The following is a 2409-nucleotide window of genomic DNA, read 5'->3' as shown; positions in this document are numbered from 1 at the left end:
AGGAAAAGAAATCAACCGAGATTCCCTTAGTAGCGGCGAGCGAAAGGGGACTAGCCCTAAACTCTTTGGGGTGTTAGTAGAACAAGCTGGAATGCTTGACCATAGAGGGTGAAAGTCCCGTATACGAAAACTAACCAGAGACTATTCGAGTAGGTCGGGACACGTGAAACCCTGACTGAATATGGGAGGACCACCTTCCAAGGCTAAATACTACTCCAGGATCGATAGTGAACCAGTACCGTGAGGGAAAGGTGAAAAGAACCGCGGTGAGCGGAGTGAAATAGAACCTGAAACCATCTGCCTACAATCATTCAGAGCCCTATGATTTATCAGGGTGATGGACTGCCTTTTGCATAATGAGCCTGCGAGTTGTGGTGACTAGCGAGGTTAAGGATACCCGAAGCCGTAGCGAAAGCGAGTGTTAACGTGCGAATAGTTAGTTGCTGCAGACCCGAAACTAAGTGATCTATCCATGGGCAGGTTGAAGCTGGTGTAAGAGCCAGTGGAGGACCGCACAGGTGCACCTTTAAACGTGCTCTGATGACCTGTGGATAGGGGTGAAAGGCCAATCAAACTTAGTGATAGCTGGTTCTCTCCGAAATATATTTAGGTATAGCGTCATGTTCGAAACATATGGGGGTAGAGCACTGATTGGGCTAGGGCCTACACCAAGGTACCAACCCCAGTCAAACTCCGAATACCATATGTGAATTCATGGCAGTCAGGCATAGGGTGATAAAATCCTAGGTCGAAAGGGAAACAGCCCAGACTACCAGCTAAGGTCCCAAAGTTCTATTTAAGTGGAAAAGGATGTGGAGTTGCTTAGACAACCAGGAGGTTGGCTTAGAAGCAGCCATCCTTTAAAGAAAGCGTAACAGCTCACTGGTCTAGCGATTCTGCGCCGAAAATATAACGGGGCTAAAATAGACACCGAAGCTGTAGATTCACACATTAGTGTGAGTGGTAGGAGAGCGTTCTAGTCAGCATTGAAGCCATACCGGTAAGGAGTGGTGGAGCGGCTAGAAGTGAGCATGCAGGCATGAGTAGCGATAAAACAGGTGAGAATCCTGTTCGCCGAAAACCCAAGGGTTCCTACACGATGCTCGTCAATGTAGGGTTAGTCGGGTCCTAAGTCGAGTCCGAAAGGGGTAGACGATGGCAAATTGGTTAATATTCCAATACCAACTATAGCGCGCGATGGGGGGACGCATAGGGTTAAACGAGCTCACTGATGGAATAGTGGGTCGAAGGGTGTAGGTAAGCTGGATAGGAAAATCCGCCGGCTGTTTCCGAGACCTGACAGGCTGATGACGCTCTTCGGAGAAGATTCAGAATCGTTGATACCGTCGTGCCGAGAAAAGCCTCTAAGTATAGCTATAGTTGCCCGTACCGTAAACCGACACAGGTGGGTGAGATGAGTATTCTAAGGCGCGTGGAAGAACCCTGGTTAAGGAACTCTGCAAACTAGCACCGTAACTTCGGAATAAGGTGTGCCTACTCTTGTATATGGACTTGCTCCAAAAAGCGAGAGAGGTTGCAACAAAGAGTCCCTCCCGACTGTTTATCAAAAACACAGCACTTTGCTAACTCGTAAGAGGATGTATAAGGTGTGACGCCTGCCCGGTGCTTGAAGGTTAATTGATGGGGTTAGCGTAAGCGAAGCTCTTGATCGAAGCCCAAGTAAACGGCGGCCGTAACTATAACGGTCCTAAGGTAGCGAAATTCCTTGTCGGTTAAATACCGACCTGCATGAATGGCGTAACGAGATGGGAGCTGTCTCGACCAGGGATCCAGTGAAATTGTAGTGGAGGTGAAAATTCCTCCTACCCGCGGCAAGACGGAAAGACCCCGTGCACCTTTACTACAGCTTGACACTGCAATTGGGATATATTTGTGCAGGATAGGTGGGAGGCTTTGATTCATCGGCGCCAGCTGATGATGAGCCATCCTTGAGATACCACCCTTATATATTCTGATTGCTAACTTGCGTCAGTTATCCTGACGGAGGACAATGTCTGGTGGGTAGTTTGACTGGGGCGGTCGCCTCCTAAAAAGTAACGGAGGCTTACAAAGGTTGGCTCAGATGGGTTGGAAATCCATCGTAGAGTATAATGGTACAAGCCAGCTTAACTGCAAGACGTACATGTCGAGCAGAGACGAAAGTCGGTCATAGTGATCCGGTGGTTCTGTGTGGAAGGGCCATCGCTCAAAGGATAAAAGGTACGCCGGGGATAACAGGCTGATCTCCCCCAAGAGCTCACATCGACGGGGAGGTTTGGCACCTCGATGTCGGCTCATCGCATCCTGGGGCTGAAGCAGGTCCCAAGGGTATGGCTGTTCGCCATTTAAAGCGGTACGCGAGCTGGGTTCAGAACGTCGTGAGACAGTTCGGTCCCTATCTGCCGTGGG

The 2409-nt window shown here is 49.5% G+C and carries 1 rRNA gene; it reads left to right on the top strand.

Annotated elements, in window-relative coordinates:
- A 23S ribosomal RNA gene (locus tag PGH07_RS11365) occupies nucleotides 1-2409 on the top strand; the annotation flags it as partial.

Origin of the sequence: Sulfurovum zhangzhouensis, from assembly GCF_030347965.1 — a bacterium.
In the GTDB taxonomy this organism is placed as follows: Bacteria; Campylobacterota; Campylobacteria; order Campylobacterales; family Sulfurovaceae; genus Sulfurovum; species Sulfurovum zhangzhouensis.
The sequence above is the reverse complement of the archived record's forward strand: the minus strand, read 5'-3'. Positions and strand labels throughout refer to the sequence as shown.